This is a genomic window from Nocardioides sp., from assembly GCF_035576065.1.
In the GTDB taxonomy this organism is placed as follows: Bacteria; Actinomycetota; Actinomycetes; order Propionibacteriales; family Nocardioidaceae; genus Nocardioides.
Window position 1 is genome coordinate 56,288 of sequence record NZ_DATLWX010000001.1, and the last position, 18,065, is coordinate 74,352.

Here is an 18,065-nt window from a genome sequence, read left to right on the forward strand (position 1 = left end):
CTTACGACGCCGGACGCCCGACCAATGACACGGCGCGCCACACGGGCGATCTCACCGCTCGTCTCCCGGTATGGCCCGCCCTGGCACCGCCGGGTCCCAGCAGGTGTACCACTCGGTGCCGAGCAGCTCGGCGCGTGCGTCTGAAGCCAGGTTGGCCACAAGTCCGGGGAGTGCTCCTCGCCGTACCTCAGATCGGTGGGACAGGACGGCCCCGATCTTCTGGTCCAGCCACGGGGTGACGTCCAGGCTCAGGGCCACGTGCTCGTCGGGAACGCTGTGTTGCGTCCTCCGCGGTCCGATGATCCTCGTCAAGGTCTCCATGGCCGAGTGCGGATGGGTTGCCAGGTGGAGACTTCTCGTGGACCACGGCGGGCCGGCGTCTGGGTAGAGGCCCTCCAACGCGGCTGACTGCGCCGCAAGCACCGTGACTCGGTGCGTGTGCAGGTGGTCCGGGTGTCCGGTCACCCCGCCGTAGGCGTCGTGGGTCACGATGATGTCTGGACGGAAGTCGCGGATGTGCTCGACCAGCCCTCCCACGGCCTCATCGAGCGGCGCGTCGCAGAAGCGGGCGCGGTCCGGCGCTGACTCGGGGACACGCGCGTCGGCGTACCCCAAGAGTCTTGGCTCCTCCGCCCCGAGACACCGCAGCGCCTCGGCAAGCTCCAGGGCACGCAGACTGCCTGCTGCCCAGGTTGACGTGACCACGGCGGTGCGTCCGCCCGCGCTCGCCGTGCGGGCCAGTAGACCGCCTGCTGACAACGACTCGTCGTCGGGATGTGCGAACACCCCGAGGACACGTGGCACGCTCACGAGAACGATCTTCGACCATGTCACTGAACTGGTACGCGCCGGGCTGTGCGGAGCGTCCGGGGGTGTCGAATGTGATGGGGGCGGAATGGCGCAGGAGCCACGGGCAGGGGAGACTGCCGGAATGATCGGACGACTCGCAGGGATTGTCATCGACTGCCCAGAGCCCCGCGCGCTTGCGGAGTTCTACCAAGAACTCCTTGGCGCGAAGCGAGTCGAGGACAGCGCCGAATGGGTCACTCTTTCGCTAGCCGGCGGACTCCCTTCGTTCTCGCTGCAACGAACGGACCGGTATCAGGCTCCAGACTGGAACTCTGGTCTACCGCCTCAGCAGATGCATCTGGACGTCCTCGTCGACAATCTGGACACCGCCGAGGCGCAGGTCCTGAGCTTGGGGGGCACACTCCTGGACGGCTCCGACAAGCCCATCGGCTTCCGGGTCTACGCGGACCCTGTCGGCCATCCCTTTTGCCTGGTGACGTCCGAAGGCCTGACATAACGGCACCCGCTGGCGGTGCGGCGCATGAGCACCGACGTGCGGATGCCGACCGCAGCCAAGTGGACCGGGCCCTGGTGTCCGCAACCCAGACGGTCGGAGATGGGTGGCGGGATTCTTTCTCAATTTGTTCTCCCCACCAAGCGGATCAGGGCGAAATGGGGGCCAGATTGTCGGTGGCCCCTGCTTGGGTTGTCTCATGACAGCGACCGCCACCACCACCACTCTGCCGGACACTCCGGCCGAGGTGCTGGCTGCGTTGCGTGCCGAGCAGGACCTGCGGCGGGAGTCCGACGTCAGGTCGATGCAACTGGCTGCGCACTGGGTTTCGCTACACCCGGCCGCCGATTCAGAGGACCCGGCCGGGTGCTTCCAGTCCCCGAAGACCCTCGCCGGTGAAGGCTCCCCAGCCATCGACGAGTTCTGCATCCCCGAGGTCGCGACGAAGCTCGGGATGACGTGTGACTCCGTTGGGTCGTACCTCACCGACGTCATTGAGCTCCGCTACCGCCTGCCCCAGCTGTGGGCCGGGGTCCTGATGGGTGACGTGATGCCGTGGCGGGCGAGGGTGATCGCGCAGACCACCGTCGATCTGACACCTGAGGCGGCGGCGTTCGTGGACCAGCAGACCGCGTGGTGCGCCAACAGGGTCACCCCCTCCCAGCTGATGAGGCTGGTCGCCCACACCCGGGCCAGGTTCATGCCGAACAGCTGGCCGCGGAGATCGAAGCCGCCGCGGACAAGCGGCACGTCACCTTCGTGGTTGACCAGGTGTCCTTCGACGGCACCATGCACCTCGAGGCCGACCTCGAGGTCCCCGACGCCCTCGGCCTCGCCCAGGCGGTCGCAGACGGTGCCGCCCGCCTCGCCGCGCTCGGCTCGGACGACACCCTCGACGGGCGCCGGGCCACAGCGCTGGGTGACCTGGCGCGCCACCAGCTCGCGTTCGGGTTCGACGAGGTTTCCTCTGACGAGCGGGCGGCTACATCGGCCAAGCCGGTGACCCAGATCGTCCTCTACGCCCACCTCTCGGCGGACGCCATCCTCCGCCCAGGTGGGATCGACGGGGAGTGCCTGAGCGGGTACGTCGAACAGGCCGACCACCGGGTCCTGACGGCCGCCCAGATCCGGGACTGGTGCGGACGACCCGACGTGAGCGTGGTCGTGAAGCCCGTGATCGACCTCCACGAGCGTCTCGAGACGGCCGGCTACACCCCCACCGACCGGATCCGCGACTACGTGACTGCCCGGGACCGGACGTGCGTTTTCCCGTGGTGCGGTCGCAACGCGCGCAGCTGCGACCTCGACCACGTCGTCCCGTTCGACCACTCCGACCCGACCCGCGGTGGTCCCACCAGCACCGACAACCTCGCCCCGTTGTGCAGGCGACATCACCGCCTCAAGACCAAGGGTCGCTGGCGATACCGAATGACCAGCCTCGGGGTGTTCGTGTGGACCAGCCCCCTCGGACACCAGTACCTCCGCGACCACACCGGCTCGCGAGCCCTCGGCCACGAGCACCCAGCATCAGGTGCAGCCGATCACCCATCGGACGTCACGAGCCACCCACCCGACCAGTGACAACCAAGCCCAACACCCCGCAGAGCACATCTGCTGCGGGGCTGCAGGCACGCCCGGGACCTGCGCGGCGTCAGGGCTCGGTCAGGCAATCGCCCCGGAGCCGATCAGCTCAAGGACCTCGGCGGTTTCGGCCAGCGTGTTGATGTTCGCCACGATGCCGCGGCAGTACGCCGACTCGTCGAGGAAGAAAGGGACCATGTCGATGACGACGAGCGCGGTTCGACGTGGGTCGATCACCTCGAACGCGTGCTGACGCCCGCGACGGGGGATGTGGCGGCGGACCTCGCGCTCCTCCACCTGCCAGTCGTGGAAGGCGAGCTCGGAGGAGTCGGGCAAGGAGGCGGTCACGGGACGACGCTGGGCGACCGGGCCTCCGATGTGCGGACGGGCGCGCCCTCAGTTGGAGAGCGTTCGTGACGCCACCAGCACACCAATTTTGTCGATGCGGTGCTCGGGGTTGTCGAACTCGTCCGCCCAGTAGTTGCCGGCCGCATGGTCCTCGATCGTCGCGCAGGTCGACAGCGTGATCATCGCTCGGGTCGCCTCGCGCCCCGGCCGGCCCGGCACCGGAGCGCGTTGGGCAGCCAGGGACGACGGGGAACGGAAAGAGGTCCGTCGCGTGCGGCGTACCTCGTAGACGAGGAGCGTGTCCCCTACCCGGAGGAGGACACGGCTGCCGCGGGGGAGCGAGGGCAGGTAGCGGAAGGGTTCGGTCGAGGAGAGTCGGTGACCGGTCACGATGTGGTTGCCGATCACTCCCGGAGCTGCACCGCCGCCGGGGCCTCGGGGAGAGGCCAGCGAGCCGTCGTTCTGCAGCCGGGTGCCCTCGGCGTCGTCGGGAGAGCCGCGATAGCGGATCACAGGGAAGCCGCGCAGACCCAGACGCGGGATGGTCAGGAACGATCGACGAGGATCGGGCGGCGGTGTCGTCTGGGTCGGGCTGGACGCGGAAGCTGCCGGCGGTGATGCAGCGGCGCCGGGCGACGCAGGCTCCGTGGACTCCGTGGACTCCGTGGAGGGCGTGGAGGGCGTGATGGTCGACGAGGGGGAGGCTGCAGGCGAGGGCGCCGGCTCCATGGACACCGTCGAGGAGCAGCCCGCTGCCACTGTCGCGAGGGCGAGCACAGTCGCCGTACGCCCGAAACGTTGGAGTGCTCGCATACGTCCACGGTAGGCGCGGTCCGGGCAACGTCCCTTCCTACGCGGCACAATTGCCTGCATGACGTACGCCGCCGACGAGCACCGCTACGACCAGACCGACTACCGCCCCAGCGGACGCAGCGGGCTCAAGCTGCCGCCGCTGAGCCTCGGCCTGTGGCAGAACTTCGGCGACGATCGGCCGGAGGAGACTCAGCGGGCGATCCTGCGGCGGGCCTTCGATCGCGGGGTCACGCACTTCGACCTGGCCAACAACTACGGACCGCCCTACGGCCGGGCGGAGGAGAACTTCGGTCGCTACCTCGCCGACGACTTCAAGCCCTACCGCGACGAGCTGATCATCTCGACCAAGGCGGGCTGGGACATGTGGCCGGGGCCCTACGGCCAGGGCGGCGGCTCGCGGAAATACGTCCTGGCCAGCCTCGACCAGTCGCTCCAGCGGATGGGCCTGGACTACGTCGACATCTTCTACAGCCACCGCTTCGACCCGGAGACCCCGGTGGAGGAGACGATGATGGCCCTCGACGCGGCGGTGCGGTCGGGCCGCGCCCTCTACGCCGGCATCTCGTCCTACTCCGCGGCAAAGACCCGCGAGGCCGCCACGATCGCCCGCGAGCTCGGCACCCCGTTGTTGATCCACCAGCCGTCGTACTCCATGCTCAACCGCTGGATCGAGGAGGACCTGCTCGACGAGCTCGAGGAGCAGGGGATGGGCTGCATCGTCTTCAGTGCGCTCGCACAGGGCCTGCTGACGGACCGCTACCTCGACGGCGTGCCGCCGGACTCCCGCGCCGCCCGTGACGACTCGACGATCGCCGGCCTGGAGGACGACGTCCTCGATCGCGTGCGCAGGCTCGACGAGATCGCCGTCGGACGAGGCCAGAAGCTCGCCCAGCTCGCACTGCAGTGGGTGCTTCGCGACGACCGCGTCACCAGCGCCGTCATCGGCGCCAGCAGCGTCGAGCAGCTCGACACCAACCTCGATGCCCTGGACGCACCGCCGCTGACCGAGGACGAGCTGGCCGAGATCGACAAGCACGCCGTCGAGTCGGGCATCAACCTGTGGGCCAAGCAGACCGAGGAGTGATTGCTCGCAACGGGTGAGCCCGTGCCCCGTCGGCTGGTCGGTGTCCTGTGGTGAATTCGTGGACACCGCACAAGGCCTTGCTGCCTTTGGCATGCTTGACACGGTCAGTACGCGGAGAGGAGCCGGGTGAGCACGGCACCAGACTTCGACGAGTGGGTAGCGGCGCGTGGACAGCCACTTCTGCGGCTCGCGTACGTGCTGACAGGAGATCCGGTCGAGGCTGAGGAGATCGTCGAGGACGCGCTGTCCCGGGCGTTGCCTCGCTGGTCGCGGATCTCGCGTCGCCACGACCCCGACGCCTCCGTGCGACGACTGGTCGTCCGGGCGCACGTGTCGCGGTTGCGCCGCTTTCGCCGCCGACACGCGCCGCCGCCACCCCCTCTCGAGCTCGTGGCCACGACCGGAATCACGATCGAGGTCCCGGATCTCATCTGGCCGGCATGTGGGTCCCTGCCCCGGGACCAGCGCACCGCTCTCGTGCTCTGCTACTACGAAGGTCTCTCGGACGAGGAGATCGCGGACCTGACAGGTGTGCGCGCAGGCAGCGTCCGTTCCCAGATCTCCCAAGGGATCGCCGCGGTCCGGGCCGAGCTGGCAGAGCTGTGACGGACTTCGAGACCCGACTGCGCGACAGCCTTGCCGAACGGGCCGAGGAGGCTCCGGCGCCGACCGGCCTGGCAATGGGCGCCAGGGGGCGGCTGCATCGGCGTCGTGCCGCCATCGCCAAGGTCGCGGCTGGCGTCGCCGTGGGGACCGTGGTGGTCGCGGCCGTGCCGTTGGGGATGGCCCTCGTGGAGGGAGTGGACGCACCATCGCGTCCACGGCAGGTTGCCCCCAACACGCCGTTCATCGTTCCCGACAACTCGCCCGAGATCGAGCCAGCGCGCGACACCCGGCGCGAGGTCGAGTGGTCGGACATCACTTTCAAGGTGCCCTCGGAGTGGAAGGCCGGTGCGACCACGGCCTGGTGCGCGAAGGCCCGGAAACCCGGAGGTGTCGTGCCTCGCATCGACATGCCGGACCAGGAGCGGCCGACGACCTCGTGCACGCCGACGAGCGGGTACGGCGTCCGGGTGAGCCCGGCCGCGGATTTCGAGCCCGACCGCAACTCCCGCGAGGTCTGGGAGTACGACGCGGAGGGCGCCACCACCGAGGAGTACCCCGACGGCGCGTGGGTCTCCTACTGGTACGACGACGACTGGGTCGTCACGACCGCGACGCCCGACCCGGGGCTGACGAGCCGGATCACCCGGTCGGTCCGCGGCATGGGGGCCGACGTCAACGGCTGCGCGATGATCCTCGATGAGTCGGACCTGCTGGAGAAGGTCGGGGCGCCGGGAGTGGGTGCCTCGCTGTGCCGATACGCCTGGGACGGCGAGCTCGAGGACAGCCAGCGCCTCACCGAACGCGAGGCCGACCTGGCCCTGGCCGCTCTGGGTGCCGCGCCCGAGATCGCCGGCGACGACGGTTGCGTCCAGGAGCGGGGGTGGGTGGTCGCGCTGACGCCCGCGGGCCAGCCGTCCTACCTCGCCCGCTACGGCACCTCGGGACTCGGCTCCTGCCAGGACGGTGTCGAGTCCGGGGCGCCGGAGCAGCTGGTCTCTCGCGACCGGCTGGAGCTCACCACCGAGGTGGCGCTGGCGCTGGACCTTGGCGACCTGTCGATCGACTGAGGCGCCGGATCGTGCTGTTGATCAAACGCGTAGCCGTGGGGGCCGCCGTCACGGACAATGCTCCCCGTGGGACATGTGGATGTGTCGGGAGTGCGCTACGAGCTGCCCGACGGACGAGTACTCCTCGACGAGGTGAGCTTCCGCGTCGGCGACGGCGCCAAGGTTGCCCTCGTCGGGGCCAACGGTGCCGGCAAGACGACGCTGCTGCGCATCATCACCGGTGACCTCAAGCCGCACGCGGGCGCGGTCACGCGCAGTGGCGGGTTGGGAGTCATGCGCCAGTTCGTCGGTCACGGAGGTGGGGACGAGACCGTCGCGGACCTGCTGCTCAGCGTCGCGCCCGAGGCGGTCCGCGAAGCCGCAGCCGCGGTGGACGCGTGCGAGCTCGCGCTGATGGACGTCGACGACGAACCCACCCAGATGGCCTACGCCACCGCCCTGTCGGACTTCGCCGACGCCGGAGGCTATGACGTCGAGGTCACCTGGGACACGTGCACCGTCGCCTCGATGGGGCTGCCCTTCGAGCGTGCCCGGCACCGGATGCTCTCCACGCTGTCCGGCGGCGAGCAGAAGCGACTGGTCCTCGAATACCTCCTCCGCGGTCCCGACGAGGTCCTGCTGCTCGACGAGCCGGACAACTATCTCGACGTCCCCGGCAAGATCTGGCTCGAGGAGCGCATCCGGGAGTCGACCAAGACCATCCTCTTCATCAGCCACGACCGTGAGCTCCTCAACAACACCGCGACCCGCATCGTCACCGTGGAGCTGGGTCACGCCGGCAACCTCGTCTGGACCCACCCGGGAGGGTTCGCGAGCTACCACGAAGCACGCGAGGACCGGTTCCTGCGCTTCGAGGAACAACGACGCCGCTGGGACGAGGAGCACGCCAAGATCAAGGCGCTCGTCCTGCGGCTCAAGATCAAGTCGGAGTACAACGACGGCATGTCGTCGCAGTACCGCGCGTCGCAGACCCGGCTCCGGAAGTTCGAGGAGGCCGGCCCGCCCATCGAGCAGCCGCGCGAGCAGCAGGTGACGATGCGGCTCAAGGGCGGCCGCACCGGCAAGCGCGCCGTGGTGTGCACCGACCTGGAGATGACGGGGCTGATGCGCCCGTTCGACCTCGAGGTCTGGTACGGCGAACGCGTGGCCGTTCTCGGCAGCAACGGCTCGGGGAAGTCACACTTCCTGCGGTTGTTGGCGGCCGGCGGCTCGGACCCGGACGTGGAGCACCAGCCGGTGGGGGACCCGCCCAAGCCGGTGCCGCACACGGGGAAGGCCAAGCTCGGTGCCCGCGTCCGACCGGGCTGGTTCGTGCAGACCCATGAGCACCCCGAGCTCACCGGTCGCACGCTGCTCGAGATCCTGCACCGGGGCGACGGGTCGCCTGGCGGCCGCAGCGGGATGGGTCGCGAGGCGGCAGCCCGCGTGCTGGATCGCTACGAGCTCGCGCACGCAGGTGAGCAGTCCTTCGAGTCGCTCAGCGGCGGCCAGCAGGCGCGCTTCCAGATCCTCCTGCTCGAGCTGTCCGGAGCGACGCTGCTCCTGCTGGACGAGCCGACCGACAACCTCGACGTACAGAGCGCCGAGGCGTTGGAGGCAGGGCTCGACGCCTTCGACGGGACCGTGCTGGCCGTGACCCATGACCGCTGGTTCGCTCGCGGCTTCGACCGGTTCCTCGTGTACGGCGCGGACGGCGAGGTCTACGAGTCGGACGGACCGGTCTGGGACGAAGGAAGGGTCGTGCGGACGCGATGAATGACCTTGAGATTCGCGAGCTGGACCCGAATGACGAAGCCGCCTTCGCCGCCTGGCACCACGCGTATGCCGTTGCGGAGGTCCACGAACTCGGGGAGGTGGGGTCTGCCTGGCAACTGCAGGAGGTCCACGCCGCGATGGAGGACGGCGGCTCGCACACGTGGAGCGGCGGCTGGTCGGGGGTCGTTGACGGCGAGACCGTTGCTGCGGGGTGGATGAGCACGCCGCTGCTCGACAACCGGGAGCTGGCGGAGATGGCTGTGCACGTGCTGCCGGATCACCGCCGCCGCGGCTACGGCTCGGCGGTCCTCGCCCACCTCGAGTCCGTCGCGCGCGAACGTGGCCGCCGGGTCCTGACCGGCCTCGCTTCCTGGCGCCACGAGGCCGGATCCAGCGGAGCCGGCGCCTCCGGACCCGGCTTCGCCGAGGCTCACGGCTGGACGCTCGCACTGACGGAGGTGCAGCGTGACCTGGCGCTGCCGGTCCCCACGGCTCTACTCAACCGCCTGGCCGCGGAGGCGGCCCCGGCTCATGCGGACTACACCCTCCGGTCGTGGTCGGGGCCGGTCCCTGACGACCTCTTGCAGGGATGGGCGGAGCTCAACGCGCTCCTGCCCACCGAGGCGCCGACCGGCGATCTGGAGCTCGAGCCCGACTCGGTCAACACCACCGTTGTCCGGGAGCGGGAGTCGACGTTGGAGAGGCAAGGCCGGACGAAGTACAACACCATCGCACTGGACGGCACCGGCACCGCTGTCGCCTACACGGACCTGGTCACCACCATCCATGAGCCGGGACGGGCCTACCAGTTTGGGACGATGGTTCGCCGCGAGCACCGCGGGCACCGACTGGGGGTTGCAGTCAAGGTGGCCAACCTCCGCCTGCTGCAGGACGAACGCCGCGACATTCGTCGCCTCACGACGTTCAACGCCGAGGTCAACGCGCACATGGTCGGCGTCAACGACGCCATGGGTTTCGAGCCGGTAGCCCGGCTCGGGGACTTCCAGAAACGCCTCGAGGACTGACTCCGTCATCACCGCGGCACCGGCCCCTCGCCGTACCACGAGGGACCGAGGCCGTCGGGTGCTCTCTCAGCTCGCGGGGACGCCGTTCTCCGGGGGAGCGTCGTCGCCCTGTCCTGATTCGTCGGTCGTGATCTCGGCGTCACCGATGTCGGTGGTCAGCACGTCGGTGATCGGCTCCCCGACGCCGCCGGCGATCTCGACGAGTCGCACGCCGGCGATGCCCATGTGGCTCTCGGCGCTGTATCGGAACGGCGCGAGCTGCGGGCCCTCCCACTCGGTGCCGCCCTCCTCGATCGCCTCGACCAGTCCTTCCCGGGTCAGGTCCTCACCGGCGGACTCCAGCGCCTGCACGAACGCGTAGGCCTGGGACATGCCGTAGATGCGGTAGTTGGTGAGCTCCCCGTCCTGCCCGTGCTCGTCCCACACCTGCTGCCACAGCTGGACCCACGGGTCATCGGGGCTGTCGACGCCGGGGATGTATTCGCTGGTCATGATGCCGTCGAGGGCTGAGGCATCGCCGGCCACAGCACCCTCGGAGAACCGCTCGAGCAGGGAGCCCACCAGTGCCGGGTCGGAGCCGATGTTGGCGTAGAACCACTTCGGCTGGTAGCCGGTCTTGAGCGCCACGAGCTGGCTGAGCGCGGTGTAGGACGGGGTGTTGAACGCGAGGACCAGGTCGGCCTTCTTGGCCTGCAGCCCGGAGATCTGCGGCGCAACGTCGGTGTTGCCCGACGTGTAGCGCTCGACGGCGACGATCTGGTCGTCGACGTACTGTCGCACGCCCTTCTCGGCATCCACCCCGAGGTCGTCGTCCTGCAGGAACAGGCCGACCTTGGCGTCGGGCATGTTCTCGGCGACCCACTGGCCGATGATCTTGCCCTCGATCTCGTAGTCGGGCTGCCACCCGAACGTCAGCGGCCGCTCCTCGACGTTGTCGCCCCACTGGAGCGACCCGGAGGAGACCATCAGCTGCGGCACGCCCTCGTCGTTGAGGTAGTCGGCGACCGAGGCCTGGGTCGGCGTGCCGAGTGAGCCGACCGTCGCAAACACCTCCTCCTTGAGCACGAGCTCGTTGGTCACGGTGCTCGTGGTGGTGGGGTTGTAGCCGTCGTCCTTGACGATGTAGTCGATCTCGCGACCGTGCACGCCGCCCTGCTCGTTGACGTAGTCGAAGTAGGCCTGCGCCCCGGTGGGGATCTCCGAGTAGCCAGGCGCAGCCACGCCGGTGAGGGGGAACGTCGCGCCGATCTTGATCGAGGAGTCGGTGACTCCGGGATCGGTGGCGCCGCCACCTCCTCCGCCGTCGTCGGAGCTGTCGCGCCCGCCGGCACCACACGCGCCAAGGGCAAGAGTGGTCGCCAGCGCGACCGCCAGGGGTCCTGCGACCCGGGTGTGTCTTCTCATGCTGCTGTTCCCTTCGGTGAGGTGCTGCGAGTTTTCGTACGTCGACGCGCGAGCGCTCCCCGGAGGGAGCCGATGATGCCTGCGGGGGCGAGCAGGATGACCGCCACCATCACGAGGCCGTAGACCAGCGGAGCGAGCTCGGCCGCCTTGATGTCGGAGAGACCTGCATTCGTTCCCAGGTCGGTGACCACGCTGGGAAGGAACGTCAGCAGCGCTGCCCCGATCAAGGCACCCGACAGGCTCCCGAGCCCGCCCAGGACGATGGCGGCGAGCAGCGTGAGGCTGAGCGTGAGCGTGAACGCGCTCGGCGCGGCCAGCTTGACGGTGAAGGCGAGTACGGCGCCGGCGGCACCAGCAGCGGCTGCGCTCACCATGAAGGCCGAGACCCGGGCGCGACCGAGGTCGATGCCGGCGAGCTCGGCGGCCACCTCGTCGTCGCGGACGGCCCGCCAGCGACGTCCGACGCGACCCGAGCTGAGGTTGGCCAGCAGGAAGAAGACCACGATCAGCGTGAGCCATCCGAGGTATGCCGTGAACCGCGAGCGGGTGAGGTCCTGCCCGGTCACGAAGAACGCGAGGTCCAGGGCCCAGACGGGGATGTCGGGCATCACCACCCGCAACCCCTGCTCCCCCCCGAGGGTCTCCTTGAAGTAGAGCGCGATGCCGGGAACGGCCACAGCGAGCGCGAGGGTGGCCCCGGCCAGGTAGGGGCCGTGCAGTCGGGCCGCCGCGAGACCCACGACGGTTCCTACGGCCAGGGTGACGAGGACCGATGCGACGATCACCGCCGTCAGCGGCACGGAGGAGTCGCGGTCGGGGAGCAGCAGGGCGGCCGTGTAGGCACCGATCGCCATCAGTGCGCCGTGGCCCAGCGAGAGCTGCCCGTTGATCCCCGTCAGGACCGTCAGCCCGCCGGCGGCGATGCCGAGGTAGGCCATGGCTGCCAGCTGGGTGTTGCGGTAGTCGGACACGCTCTCCAGCACGAGCACCACGACGACGAGGGCAGCCATGGCCAGGAGCAGGTGCCGACCCAGCGTGGAGCCCCAGACCGAACCGAGTCGCGACCGCATCAGACCCTCCGCTCCGGCGCCTGCGCGAAGAGACCACCCGGTCGGAGCGTGAGGACGAGCATGAGGATCACCAGGGCAGCCAGCGGCACGAGCTGGGAGCCGACGTAGCCGCTGACGAAGCTGAGCGACACTCCCAGGATGAGCCCGCCCAGGACAGCACCGAGCGGGCTGTCCAGACCACCCAGCACTGCAGCGACGAAGCCGAAGACGACCACCGAGTCCATGTAGGAGGGATGGACCAGGCTGCCGCCGGCGATGAGGATCCCGGCGAGGGATCCGACGAGCGCCGCGAGCGCCCACCCGAGGGTCAGCATGTGTCCGACGCGCACCCCCAGGAGCCGGGCGACCTCCTGGTTGAAGGCGGCCGCTCGCATCTTGAGGCCCACGTCGGTGTATCGGAAGAGGGCGACCAGCAGGCCCATCACGACCAGCACCGAGATGATCGTGAAGATGCCGAAGCCGTTGAGGGCGATCGTGGTGTCACCGATCTCGATCCCCCTCAGCCCGAAGGGAGCAGGGAACGAGCGGTAGCGGTTGCCGAAGACCACCGCTGCCAGCGCGTGGAGGACGATGAAGAGCCCGAGGGTCAAGATGACGGCATTGATCTCGGACTTGCCCTCCACCGGGCGGATGACGACCCGCTCCAGTAAGGCGCCGAGGACGAGTCCTGCCAGCAGTGCGGCTGCGAACCCGAGCCAGTAGCTGTAGCCCGCGTCGATGATGACCAGGGCGATGAACGTGGTCATCATCGCCATCGGCGCCTGGGCGAAGTTGACGACTCGCGTCGAACGCCAGATCAGCACCAGCGCGAGGGCGAAGGCGGCATAGACCATGCCGAGCGTCAGGCCGGTGAGGGCGGTGTTGAGGAACTGCTGCACGAGGGCTCCCGATCCTAGAATCCGAGGTAGGCGTGCCGGAGCTGGTCGTCCGCTGCCAGCTCGTTCGCGGGGGCGTCTGCGACCACCCGGCCGAGGTTGAGGACCACTCCACGGTCGGCGACCGAGAGGGCGCTGCGCGCGTTCTGCTCGACCAGCAGCACGCTCAGTCCCTCGTCGCGCACCAGGTCGCGGAGCAGGCTGAAGATCTGGGTGACGATGCGAGGCGCCAGGCCGAGGGACGGCTCGTCGAGCAGCAGCATGGTCGGTCTGGCCATGAGGGCACGCCCGATGACCAGCATCTGCCGCTCGCCGCCGGACAGCGTGCTCGCCATCGCAGCGCTCCGGTCACCCAGCACCCCGAACAGGTCGTAGATCCGCGTCAGGTCCGACGGGGCGACCCGGCCGCCGCGCCCGAGGCCGCCGAGGCGGAGGTTCTCCTCGACGGTGAGCTCGGTGATGACGCCACGACCTTCCGGGACCTGGGACAGGCCGAGACCCGGCATCCGCTCGGCCGACACCCGATCGATCCGGGTCCCGTCGAACTCGATCGTCCCGGCTCGCGGTCGGTGCAGGCCCGAGATCGTTCTCAGCAGTGTCGTCTTGCCGGCGCCGTTGGCGCCCAGCACCGCGGTGATCTGACCCTGGGCAGCGGTGAAGGTGACGTCGTCGAGGGCAGTGATGGGGCCGTAGCCGGCCGAGACATGGGTGAGGGCCAGCATCAGTGGATGTCCTCCCCGAGGTAGGCCGCCAGTACCGCTGGGTCTGCTCGCACGTCGTCCGGACCGCCATGGGCGATGACCCGGCCGAAGTCCAGGACGGTGATCTCGGTGCACACCCGCATCACCAGGTCCATGTGGTGCTCGACGAGGAGGACCGACGTCTGTTCGGCGAGGGACTGGATGAGATCGCCGAGCTCGTCCATCTCGCCGGCGGACAGGCCGCTGGCAGGCTCGTCGAGCAGCAGCAGGTCCGGTTCGGCCACGAGCGCGCGGGCGAGGGCGACGCGCTTCCGGATCGGATAGGGAAGGCTGGGCGGGTAGCGGTCGGCGTAGGCCGCCACGCCGAGGTCGTCGAGCGTACGGCGAGCGCGCTCGCGTAGCGCCCGTTCGTCGCTGCCGGCCCGGGGCAGGGCGAGCAACGAGCCGAGGAACCCGGAACGGGCGTGGTGGTCGGCTCCGACCATCACGTTGTCCAGGACGGTCATGCGGTCGAAGAGGCCGAGTCCCTGCAAGGTACGCGCCATCCCGATGCCGGGGAGGTCCCTCGGGCGGAGCCGCTCGATGCGCTTGCCCCGGCGGAACACCTCGCCGCTGTCGGGTTGGACGAAGCCGCACGCCACGTTGAACAACGTGGTCTTGCCGGCGCCGTTGGGACCGATCACGCCATGGACGCGGCGCGGGCCGACCTCGAGACTGACGTCCTCGAGCGCGGTCAGGCCGCCGAAGGTGACGGTGATGTCGCTGAGCTGGAGCTCGGTCACGAGTGGCGGTCCTGCCCTCCGAGAAGTGATGCGCACCACTCTCACCACGATGGGCGCAGAGCACATTGGGCGGACAGCACAAGATGCGACGCTGATTCCCGCCTGACGGTGGCGGGATGTGTGCTCGGAGTGTCACGGTGGCCAGATGAGCAACACCGACCCAGGGACGATGCAGGACAGCGAGCGAGCCGCTGACCCCGTGGCCAGGGCGTGGCGGCTGGTCCTGCACCGCTCCGACGAGATCGCGGACGCCATCTCGTCGCGCCTTCTGACGCGTGATCTGGACGCCTACATCACGCTCAGTCCGCACCTGCCCGACGACATCCGTCACAGCTCTCGCGAGCACATCCGGCGGGGGCTGCAGAATCTCTCCGGCGTGGGTGTGGACACCGCCACTGCCGTCAGCCTCTGGCGCGAGACCGGACGACGTCGGGCCCGGCAGGGAGTGCCGCTCGAGCTGGTCCTCAACGCCTACACGATGGGGGCCCGGGTGTTGTGGGAGGCGCTCATCGAGACGGCCACCACGCACGGGCACGTGCCTGACGCCGACCTGCTGGGCGCCGCTCGCGGTGTGTGGGCCAACCTCGACGTCCAGAACGCGGTCCTGATCGAGGCCTACCACCGCGAGCGAGACCGCTTGCAGCGGCGCGACCAGCAGCGGCAGCAGACGGTGCTCGACGGACTGGTCGACGGTCGCGGAGGCGACCCCACCTTCGCTGCCGAGGCGCGCGACTCGTTGGGAGTCCCGCTCGATGCCGCAGTTGCGTGCGTCCTGGTGCTCGCCGACGGCGCCGACGGAGACGTCGTCGGCCCTGTCGAGGACCGGCTCGACCGTCAGGGGATCGCCTCGCACTGGCACGTGCGCTCCGGGGTCGCCTACGGCCTGGTGGCGGGGGCGTTGCCGGACGAGTCAGTCCTGGTCGCCCTCCTCGGACCGGTCGCCGCGAGCCGGATCGCAGTGGCCGAGAGCCCCGGTGGCATGGCGGGGTTCGGTACGGCGTTCCAGCTGGCGCTGCGGACGGCCGAGACCCTGCCTGCCGGGGAGACCGGTGCCGTCGGGGTGACCGACCGGCTGCCGGAGGTCCTGCTCGCAGGCGACTCCTACGTCACGCCGCTGCTGATGGCCGAGGCGTTCGGCGATCTGCTGGACCACCCCCAGGCCGACACCCTGCTCATCACGCTGCGCGCGCTTCTCGCCCACGACGGATCAGCGACGCACGCGGCCGAGGAGCTCTACTGCCACCGCAACACCGTGATCTATCGGATGAAGCAGATCGAGCGGCTCACCGGACGCCGGCTCAGCGACCCGCGGGACAAGATGCTGCTCTGGCTCGCGGTCACGGCGCACGCCTGAGCCTGCTCAGACGAAGGCGCTGATGCCGGTCTCGGCCCGGCCGATCAGCAGCTTCTGGATCTGCGAGGTGCCTTCGTAGAGGGTCATCACCCGGGCGTCACGGAGATACTTCGCTGCTGGGTAGTCGTCGACGTACCCCGCGCCTCCGTGCACCTGGATCGCGTTGTTCGCGGCGCGCACGGCTGCCTCGGAGGCGAAGAGCTTGGCCTTGGAGGCGGCCGTGCCGAAGGGCTCGCCCCGGTCGATGAGGTCGGCGCAGCGCCACACGAGGAGCCGCGCGGCGTCGGCGTCGACCGAGATGTCGGCGAGCATGTCCTGCACGAGCTGGAAGGACGCGATCGGCCTGCCGAACTGGGTGCGGCTCTTGGCATAGTCGACCGAGGTCTCCAGGCAGCCCTGCACGATGCCGACGCAGCCGGCGGCGACGGCGAGCCGGCCCTTGTCCAGGGTGCTCATCGCGATCTTGAAGCCGCCGCCCACCTCGCCCAGCACGGCCGAGTGAGGGACCCGGACGTCGGCGAGGAAGAGCTCCGCTGTGGCCTGGCCGCGCAGACCGAGCTTGCCGGTGATCTCGCGCGCCTCGAACCCCGCTGCGTCGGTCGGGACGAGGAACGCGGTGATGCCGCGCGCACCGTCGTCGCTCGTGCGGGCGAAGACGAGCGCCAGGTCGGCCCACGTGCCGTTGGTGATGAACAGCTTCTGCCCGTTGATCACCCAGTCGTCACCGTCCCGGGTCGCCCGCGACGTCAGGTTGCCGGCGTCGGAGCCGGTGTCCGGCTCCGTCAGCCCGAAGCATCCCAGCTTGCCGGCGGTTGCCAGCTGGGGCAGCCACTCCTGCTTCTGCTCCTCGGAGCCGAAGAACAGGATCGACTTGCCGACCAGACCGCTGCTCACCGACACGATCCCGCGCAGCGCCGAGTCGGCGCGGCCGAGCTCCTCCATCGCCAGCGCGTAGGTGACGTAGTCGCCGCCCAGCCCGCCGTACTCCTCGGGGATGGTGAGACCGAAGAAGCCGATCTCGGCCATCTTCGGCACGATCGCGAGGTCGACGGCCTCGTCGCGGTCCCACCGCGTGCGGTGGGGGACCGCCTCGCGGTCCAGGAAGGAGCGAGCGAGCTCGCGGAACGCCTGCTGCTCGTCGGAGAGGGAGAGGTCCATCAGCTGAGCGCTTCGACTGTCTCGTGCTCGGTCACGGTCCCGGCCAGGCGCGTCAGGTGGTGCTGCGCGCCGCCGAGCCACTGCTCGAGCACGGCGAGATGCGCCGTTCGTACGCCGACGGAGTACTCGGCCGTCATCGCGATCCCTCCGTGCAGCTGGATCGCCTCCTGGCCGATGTGGCGGGCCGCGCGCGAGACCTGGAGACCCACCCGGTCGGCGGCCGACGCAATGTCCGCGCGGGTGCCGGAACCGACGATCATCGTGGCCCAGTCCGCCACGCTGTGGGCCAGCTCGAGCGAGACGTACATGTCCGCGGCGCGGAACGTCAGGGCCTGGAACGAGTTGAGCGTGACGCCGAACTGCTTGCGGCTCTTGAGGTAGTCGGTCGTCGACGCCACCTGCGCCTGCATGACGCCGAGGGCCTGCTGGGCGCCCATGATCCGCGTGATGTCGCTGATGGTGGCGATGGTGGTCGTGAGGTCGCGGCCGGGCTCGCCGAGGGGTTCGGCGGGCGTGGCGTCCAGCTCGACCCGGGCAGCGCGGCTGCCGTCGATGACGGCGTAGTCGCTGCGGGTGGCCGCGGAGGCCTCGACGACGAAGAGTCCCGTGCCGCCGTCGGGCAGCGAGGCGGTCACCACGAGGTGGTCGGCGCGAGCGCCGTGGGGGACCGGGTCGCGGACACCCGTGAGGGTCCAGGCCTCACCGTCCTGGGCAGCTGTGACGCCACTGCCGTCGGCGGACCATCGGTCGCCCGGTGAGGTGTCGGCGGCAGCGAGCACGATCTCGCCGGCGGCGAGGCGGCCCAGCAGGTCGCTGCGCTGCTCGGGCGAGCCGGCCGCCGCAACGAGGCCGCCGGCGTGCACCACGGAGGCGAGGAAAGGTTCGGGGGCAAGCGCCCGGCCCAGCTCCTGGCAGACCAGGCCGATCTCGACCGGCCCGGCCGCGACCCCGCCGTCGTCCTCGCTGAAGGGCAGTCCCAGGACGCCCATCTCGGCCAGCCGGGTCCACTGGGCCTCGTCGAAGCCGGGCGCCTTGGCGACGACCTGTCGCCGGCTCTCGAAGCTGCCGTATGCCTTGGTCGCGAGCCCGCGGACCGCCTCGCGGAGGGCGGTCTGCTCGTCGTCGTAGGTGAAGTCCAT

19 protein-coding genes are annotated in these 18,065 nt (G+C 69.7%); 8 read left to right on the forward strand and 11 right to left on the reverse strand.

The genetic code is table 11. The annotated features are described in order from the left end of the window. Positions 1 to 51: 51 nt before the first annotated feature. The gene (locus VNJ48_RS00340) at positions 52 to 810 is read right to left on the reverse strand and encodes a PIG-L deacetylase family protein (RefSeq protein ID WP_325597959.1); all 759 of its coding nucleotides are present in this window, start codon (positions 808 to 810) and stop codon (positions 52 to 54) included. Positions 811 to 931: 121 nt separating this feature from the next. On the opposite strand from VNJ48_RS00340, the gene VNJ48_RS00345 reads away from it, so the two are divergent. Beyond that, complete coding sequence (locus VNJ48_RS00345; RefSeq protein WP_325597961.1) at positions 932 to 1,306, forward strand: VOC family protein; 375 nt, start codon at positions 932 to 934, stop codon at positions 1,304 to 1,306. A gap of 501 nt (positions 1,307 to 1,807) precedes the next feature. On the opposite strand, the gene VNJ48_RS00350 is transcribed toward VNJ48_RS00345, so the two are convergent. Next, positions 1,808 to 2,053 (reverse strand): hypothetical protein, encoded by a 246-nt coding sequence (locus VNJ48_RS00350; protein WP_325597962.1) that lies wholly within the window; start codon positions 2,051 to 2,053, stop codon positions 1,808 to 1,810. 9 nt (positions 2,054 to 2,062) lie between these two features. On the opposite strand from VNJ48_RS00350, the gene VNJ48_RS00355 reads away from it, so the two are divergent. After that, complete coding sequence (locus tag VNJ48_RS00355; protein WP_325597963.1) at positions 2,063 to 2,884, forward strand: HNH endonuclease signature motif containing protein; 822 nt, start codon at positions 2,063 to 2,065, stop codon at positions 2,882 to 2,884. An 81-nt stretch (positions 2,885 to 2,965) separates the two neighbouring features. Here the strand turns inward: VNJ48_RS00355 and VNJ48_RS00360 are convergent, their stop codons facing one another. Further along, positions 2,966 to 3,232, reverse strand: a complete 267-nt coding sequence (locus tag VNJ48_RS00360) for a hypothetical protein (RefSeq protein WP_325597964.1) — start codon at positions 3,230 to 3,232, stop codon at positions 2,966 to 2,968. A gap of 48 nt (positions 3,233 to 3,280) precedes the next feature. After that, positions 3,281 to 4,045 (reverse strand): sortase domain-bontaining protein, encoded by a 765-nt coding sequence (locus tag VNJ48_RS00365; RefSeq protein ID WP_325597965.1) that lies wholly within the window; start codon positions 4,043 to 4,045, stop codon positions 3,281 to 3,283. Positions 4,046 to 4,103: 58 nt separating this feature from the next. Between VNJ48_RS00365 and mgrA the strand changes: the two genes are divergently transcribed. From mgrA to VNJ48_RS00390, 5 genes are all read left to right on the forward strand, one after another. Beyond that, complete coding sequence (gene mgrA, locus VNJ48_RS00370; RefSeq protein ID WP_325597966.1) at positions 4,104 to 5,129, forward strand: L-glyceraldehyde 3-phosphate reductase; 1,026 nt, start codon at positions 4,104 to 4,106, stop codon at positions 5,127 to 5,129. A 126-nt stretch (positions 5,130 to 5,255) separates the two neighbouring features. Then, entirely contained in the window at positions 5,256 to 5,735 is a 480-nt protein-coding gene (locus VNJ48_RS00375; RefSeq protein WP_325597967.1) for a SigE family RNA polymerase sigma factor, read from the forward strand. Further along, complete coding sequence (locus VNJ48_RS00380; protein ID WP_325597968.1) at positions 5,732 to 6,802, forward strand: hypothetical protein; 1,071 nt, start codon at positions 5,732 to 5,734, stop codon at positions 6,800 to 6,802. Before VNJ48_RS00375 ends, VNJ48_RS00380 begins: the two co-directional genes overlap by 4 nt. 66 nt (positions 6,803 to 6,868) lie before the next feature. Beyond that, positions 6,869 to 8,557, forward strand: a complete 1,689-nt coding sequence (locus tag VNJ48_RS00385) for an ABC-F family ATP-binding cassette domain-containing protein (RefSeq protein WP_325597970.1) — start codon at positions 6,869 to 6,871, stop codon at positions 8,555 to 8,557. Then, entirely contained in the window at positions 8,554 to 9,582 is a 1,029-nt protein-coding gene (locus VNJ48_RS00390; protein WP_325597972.1) for a GNAT family N-acetyltransferase, read from the forward strand. The genes VNJ48_RS00385 and VNJ48_RS00390 overlap by 4 nt, the downstream gene beginning before the upstream one ends. Positions 9,583 to 9,648: 66 nt before the next feature. Here the strand turns inward: VNJ48_RS00390 and VNJ48_RS00395 are convergent, their stop codons facing one another. The 5 genes from VNJ48_RS00395 to VNJ48_RS00415 are packed head-to-tail and all read right to left on the reverse strand — an operon-like array spanning position 9,649 to position 14,414. Beyond that, positions 9,649 to 10,986 carry an ABC transporter substrate-binding protein gene (locus tag VNJ48_RS00395; RefSeq protein WP_325597974.1) on the reverse strand — a complete coding sequence of 446 codons (1,338 nt, stop codon included), beginning with the start codon at positions 10,984 to 10,986 and terminating at the stop codon, positions 9,649 to 9,651. Next, positions 10,983 to 12,056, reverse strand: a complete 1,074-nt coding sequence (locus tag VNJ48_RS00400; protein ID WP_325597976.1) for a branched-chain amino acid ABC transporter permease — start codon at positions 12,054 to 12,056, stop codon at positions 10,983 to 10,985. Before VNJ48_RS00400 ends, VNJ48_RS00395 begins: the two co-directional genes overlap by 4 nt. Then, a complete protein-coding gene (locus tag VNJ48_RS00405) occupies positions 12,056 to 12,934 on the reverse strand; it encodes a branched-chain amino acid ABC transporter permease (protein WP_325597978.1) in 879 nt (292 codons plus the stop codon). Before VNJ48_RS00405 ends, VNJ48_RS00400 begins: the two co-directional genes overlap by 1 nt. Before the next feature lie 14 nt (positions 12,935 to 12,948). Beyond that, entirely contained in the window at positions 12,949 to 13,653 is a 705-nt protein-coding gene (locus VNJ48_RS00410; RefSeq protein ID WP_325597980.1) for an ABC transporter ATP-binding protein, read from the reverse strand. Continuing rightward, the gene (locus tag VNJ48_RS00415; RefSeq protein ID WP_325597982.1) at positions 13,653 to 14,414 is read right to left on the reverse strand and encodes an ABC transporter ATP-binding protein; all 762 of its coding nucleotides are present in this window, start codon (positions 14,412 to 14,414) and stop codon (positions 13,653 to 13,655) included. The genes VNJ48_RS00410 and VNJ48_RS00415 overlap by 1 nt, the downstream gene beginning before the upstream one ends. Before the next feature lie 145 nt (positions 14,415 to 14,559). On the opposite strand from VNJ48_RS00415, the gene VNJ48_RS00420 reads away from it, so the two are divergent. Next, a complete protein-coding gene (locus VNJ48_RS00420) occupies positions 14,560 to 15,768 on the forward strand; it encodes a helix-turn-helix domain-containing protein (RefSeq protein ID WP_325597984.1) in 1,209 nt (402 codons plus the stop codon). A 6-nt stretch (positions 15,769 to 15,774) separates the two neighbouring features. Here VNJ48_RS00420 and VNJ48_RS00425 read toward each other — a convergent pair whose 3' ends face one another. Together VNJ48_RS00425 and VNJ48_RS00430 are read right to left on the reverse strand one after the other, a co-directional pair. Beyond that, positions 15,775 to 16,926, reverse strand: coding sequence for an acyl-CoA dehydrogenase family protein (locus VNJ48_RS00425; protein ID WP_325597986.1), 1,152 nt, complete (start codon positions 16,924 to 16,926; stop codon positions 15,775 to 15,777). After that, positions 16,926 to 18,065: an acyl-CoA dehydrogenase family protein gene (locus VNJ48_RS00430; protein ID WP_325597988.1), complete on the reverse strand. Its 1,140-nt coding sequence runs from the start codon at positions 18,063 to 18,065 to the stop codon at positions 16,926 to 16,928. Before VNJ48_RS00430 ends, VNJ48_RS00425 begins: the two co-directional genes overlap by 1 nt.